The sequence below is a fragment of the Phaeobacter sp. A36a-5a genome, from assembly GCF_037911135.1.
Taxonomy (GTDB): domain Bacteria; phylum Pseudomonadota; class Alphaproteobacteria; order Rhodobacterales; family Rhodobacteraceae; genus Phaeobacter; species Phaeobacter bryozoorum.
Window position 1 is genome coordinate 1 of sequence record NZ_JBBLYU010000010.1, and the last position, 4,143, is coordinate 4,143.

Here is a 4,143-nt window from a genome sequence, read left to right on the forward strand (position 1 = left end):
CAATACCGAAGCAAAATAGCGCCCCAGCGCCTACAGCCATCATACCAATCATGAAACGAAGCGCGCCAAACCAAAGCGGTACACATCAGCGCGGAAAACCCCGCCGCCCGAACGCTTGACCGCAACGGCGGGCGCGATCCGAAGAAAGGGCGACCTTGATACTGCAAGCGCTCGTTCAGCCCTAACAGGTCCTTAGCATTGGCGATCTTTTGCACCGGAGGCGACGTCGCGGTCCTGCTCTTCCACCAGGATTCTGGCTATTGTCGCTGGGGACTTTTGGAAACGGACGCGACTTAACTCAAATTTATTTCTTATGGGCGTATCTTCGGGATCGTGAGCGCAGTTCGTTGCGCGTGCTTTGCTGGAGAACCGGTCACATGCAGTTTCGCTCTTTCAATGCTCCTGATCCAGATACAGGCGATCGTCCTCTGGTGACGGTTTTCTGCGCCGTCTGGCATAAGCAGCCGAACAAGCACGAGTTATTGCGGTCTCATTGGGAGAATCTGAAGGCACAGTCGATCCCCGTTGAGCCTTGCTACATCTTTGACAATGGTGATGTTGCCCCCGAGTGGCTGGACGCGCCCTGGCACAGTTTTGACGAGCCGCTCACGATCTACGAGGCCTGGTCCGCAGCAACTGCACTGGCACGTACAAAATATATCATGAACCTTAATATGGATGATCGCCTGGCCACCAATGCCGTTCAGGCGATGGTCGCCGCAGCGATTGCGACCAAATCCGCATTGGTTGGTGGTGAATGGCTCGTCAGCTTTGATGAAAGTCACCTCGACCAAAAGTTTGCTGTGGAAGACCTCTGGGATACCTGCTTCGCTGCCGATTGGCCGCCGAAGAAACAATCAAATCTGCGGCTTGGCAGCGGAACGGCTGAGCGGGGAACATATGGACCTGCCACACTGTGGAGCCTGGAGCAGGTCGGCCCATGGTACCCGAGCTACTTCGGCAACCAGACACCGATCAAATCGATTGGCGATGCCATCTTCTGGCAGGTCCTTGCCAAGAATAATCGCAAGTTCACGCGGATCCCGATGGTGGTCGGCCGGTACTATTCTGACGAGACATCCCAGGCCGAATTCCGCCCGCACCAGGACAATGAGTACCTGCGTGATCACGGGATCAGTCGCGCTTCCTTTGCCGATTTCATCACCTCGGGTGATTTTTCCAAATGGCCCGGCCTTGCTCCCGCGGCTGGTGTCCCGGACCCTGTCGAGCTGAATAAAATCGAACGAGCCAGTGCGGAGCTGGCCGCGAAATTTCGTTCAATGGGGTTGAGAGCGCATGGCGCGGCCCAAAGCATCTCGATGCAGTGACCATGTCGCAACGTATCTTCATAACCGGCAGCGGCGGTATCGTTGGCCGCCACGCCATGGCTGCTCTGGCAGAGCTTGCGCCTGATGCGGTTGTGATCCGCAACACCGCAGATCTGACAAAACCCGATGAGATTGCCCAGGTCATCAACACGGCGGGCCCGCTTGATCTGGTCATCCACCTTGCTGCCATGGCGCCGGTCAAGGCGGTGCAGGGCGATCCCGGCGGCGCCTTTGCTGTGAACGCTGGCGGCACGATCAACCTTCTGGCTGCGCTTGGCAATACTCATGCCCGGATGCTTCTGTGTTCCTCCAGCCATGTCTATGCGAGCAAAGAGACGCCAATTTTCGAAACCGATACCATCGAACCGGTTTCACTTTATGGTCAGACCAAGCGGATGGCAGAGCTGGCTGCGCAACAGATTTGCGCCGCGACGGGTCGCTCGCTCTGCATCGCCAGATTGTTTTCGATCCACGACCCTGAACAATCTGGAAGCTATCTGCGCCCGACGCTTGTCACTCGGTTGAAGACCGCCGTGCCGGAGGCGCCGTTTGACCTCTACGGTGCCGGCAGTCGGCGGGATTTTCTGCCCGCTGCACAGGCGGCGCGCCTTATTGTCGAACTCGCTCTTTCGGATGCCGAGGGGCCGGTCAACGTCGGCTCCGGGTGTGCGATGACGGTAGCAGATTTTGCCCAATCCCTTGCTCCTTTCCCTTTGAACATACGGCCCCTGGGCCAGAACGACACGCTAGAGGCCGATGTCACGCGCCTGCGTGCGATCCTTGGAGAACGCCATGACTAAGAGAGTTTCCATTGTAGTTCCCACATTTAACCGTGCGGATATGCTGCCCAAGGCAATCGACAGTGCGCTTGATCAGACGGTCGCCTGCGAAGTGATCGTCGTAGATCACGGGTCGACTGATCATACGCCGCAGGTTGCCGCGGAATATGGTGATAAGATCATCTACGTCCGGCGGGAAAAGGACTTCGGCCCGCATTTTTGCTGGCTTGAGGGCGTCCTGCATGCATCTGGCGAATTTGTTCACCTGCAGTATGACGATGACTGGATTGCTCCGACCTTCATTGAAAAATGCCTGGCTGTCATCAGCGATGATGTCGGCTTTGCCTTCACCGGGGCTGAGGTTGTCGACAATAAAACCGGCAAGCAGATGATGACGCAGTTCTTGGGATGGCTGCCGGATACGGGTATTTTTGAGAACCGCCTGGCGGAAGAAAACATCGTCGGATCCCTGATCTCCCCCGGCGCGGCTCTGTTTCGGCGCCAGGTATTGATCGATGCGCTCTACCAGGGGCGGTTGCCGCTGCAAAACAGCGAATACCACGGGGTTGGGCCAGATATCTTCGCCTCGCTGCTATCGATGCTGCGATATCCGAAGGTTGGCTTTGTGAAGGAACCTCTTGCCAGTTTCCGGGCTCATGATGGCTCGATCACCATCGACGCGCTGAAAGATCAGAAGAAGGCCGCCAACATCACCGCCGCTTACAACGAGGTGCGACATTACTACGTCGAGTTAAAGGCGATGCAGGCTGTAAGAGGGGCGCAAGCATGAAGAATTTTCAGCCACCGCGGCCGATCACCCTGGCCCAGGACACCATCTCGCGGCGGGAACTCCAGCAGACCGCCGATTGGATGATGGCGGGGAATCGCCTGACAAAGGCGGAAGAAACAACCGCCTTCGAAGCCGAGTTCGCGGCATGGATGGGCTGCAAACATGCGGTATTTGTGAACTCGGGCTCGTCTGCAAACCTGCTGATGATATATGCCGCGCGCGAAGCCGGACGGTTGCGGAACAACAAGGTGATCGCGCCCGCCGTCAGCTGGGTGACCACGGTGTCCCCACTTATCCAGTTCGGTTTTGATGTGCGGCTTTGCGACTGCGATCCGACCAATCTCGGGCTGGATCTGGATCATCTCGAACGGCTCTGCAAGGAGGAGGCTCCGGCCCTGCTGATCCTTGTGCATGTGCTTGGTCACGCCAACCATATGGCGGCGATCCGGGACATCTGCGAACGGTATGATGTCCTCTTGCTGGAGGACAGCTGCGAAGCCCTGGGATCGGTCAGCGACGGGCGAAAACTCGGCTGTCATGGGACTGCGGGCAGTTTCTCATTCTATTACGGGCATCATATCTCGACGATCGAAGGGGGGATGGTTGTCACCGATGACAGTGAGCTCCATCAGGTCATGCTGTCGCTGCGGTCTCATGGCTGGAGCCGGGATCTCAACCCGACATTGCGCGATCAGCTGCAGCAAGACCACAATATCGACGATTTCCGCAACCTTTACACCTTCTACTACGCCGGGTTTAACCTGCGCTCGACGGATCTGCAGGCCTTCATCGGGCGTCAGCAAATTCTGAAACTCGATGATATCTGCCGGCTTCGCGAACGAAATTTTGACATCTACGCCGCGCAGTTGCGGGGTTATTATCGTCAGGACAGCGAGACTGAGCTGTTATCCTCCTTCGCCTATGGCACCTTGGTGGAGAACAGGATGGAGGTATTCGAGCACCTCAGGGACCAGGATATCGAGTGTCGACCGCTCATCTGCGGAAATATCGCGCGCCATCCGTTCTGGATCCGGCATTACGGGCATCAGGTGCTGCCAAACGCAGATCTGATTCACGACTATGGGATTTACCTGCCCAACCACCATAATTTGTCGCCGACGGATGTGACCTGCGTCACCGACGCGTTCAAGGCGGTTGCGCGTCCCAAGAGCATTCATGACCGCGCAGCCTGAGCTGCGGCCGATGGCGATTTCCAGAAACAACGGACAGCAAAATGCCAAGTGTT

Annotated in this window: 4 protein-coding genes; all 4 read left to right on the forward strand. The window is 57.1% G+C overall.

What is annotated here, in order from left to right; translation table 11 throughout:
- Window positions 1-377 precede the first annotated feature (377 nt).
- The 4 genes from WLQ66_RS18755 to WLQ66_RS18770 are packed head-to-tail and all read left to right on the forward strand — an operon-like array spanning window position 378 to window position 4,090.
- Window positions 378-1,328 carry a glycosyltransferase family 2 protein gene (locus tag WLQ66_RS18755; protein WP_340547860.1) on the forward strand — a complete coding sequence of 317 codons (951 nt, stop codon included), beginning with the start codon at window positions 378-380 and terminating at the stop codon, window positions 1,326-1,328.
- 2 nt (window positions 1,329-1,330) lie between these two features.
- Window positions 1,331-2,128 carry an NAD-dependent epimerase/dehydratase family protein gene (locus tag WLQ66_RS18760; RefSeq protein WP_340547861.1) on the forward strand — a complete coding sequence of 266 codons (798 nt, stop codon included), beginning with the start codon at window positions 1,331-1,333 and terminating at the stop codon, window positions 2,126-2,128.
- A complete protein-coding gene (locus tag WLQ66_RS18765) occupies window positions 2,121-2,897 on the forward strand; it encodes a glycosyltransferase family 2 protein (protein ID WP_340547862.1) in 777 nt (258 codons plus the stop codon). The genes WLQ66_RS18760 and WLQ66_RS18765 overlap by 8 nt, the downstream gene beginning before the upstream one ends.
- Window positions 2,894-4,090, forward strand: a complete 1,197-nt coding sequence (locus WLQ66_RS18770) for a DegT/DnrJ/EryC1/StrS family aminotransferase (protein ID WP_340547863.1) — start codon at window positions 2,894-2,896, stop codon at window positions 4,088-4,090. Before WLQ66_RS18765 ends, WLQ66_RS18770 begins: the two co-directional genes overlap by 4 nt.
- Window positions 4,091-4,143: the final 53 nt, after the last annotated feature.

Bases quoted from the DNA above. Each gene is read 5' to 3' on its own strand.
- WLQ66_RS18755 (WP_340547860.1), top strand. From the start codon at position 378: ATGCAGTTTCGCTCTTTCAATGCTCCTGATCCAGATACAGGCGATCGT.
- WLQ66_RS18760 (WP_340547861.1), top strand. From the start codon at position 1,331: ATGTCGCAACGTATCTTCATAACCGGCAGCGGCGGTATCGTTGGCCGC.
- WLQ66_RS18765 (WP_340547862.1), top strand. From the start codon at position 2,121: ATGACTAAGAGAGTTTCCATTGTAGTTCCCACATTTAACCGTGCGGAT.
- WLQ66_RS18770 (WP_340547863.1), top strand. From the start codon at position 2,894: ATGAAGAATTTTCAGCCACCGCGGCCGATCACCCTGGCCCAGGACACC.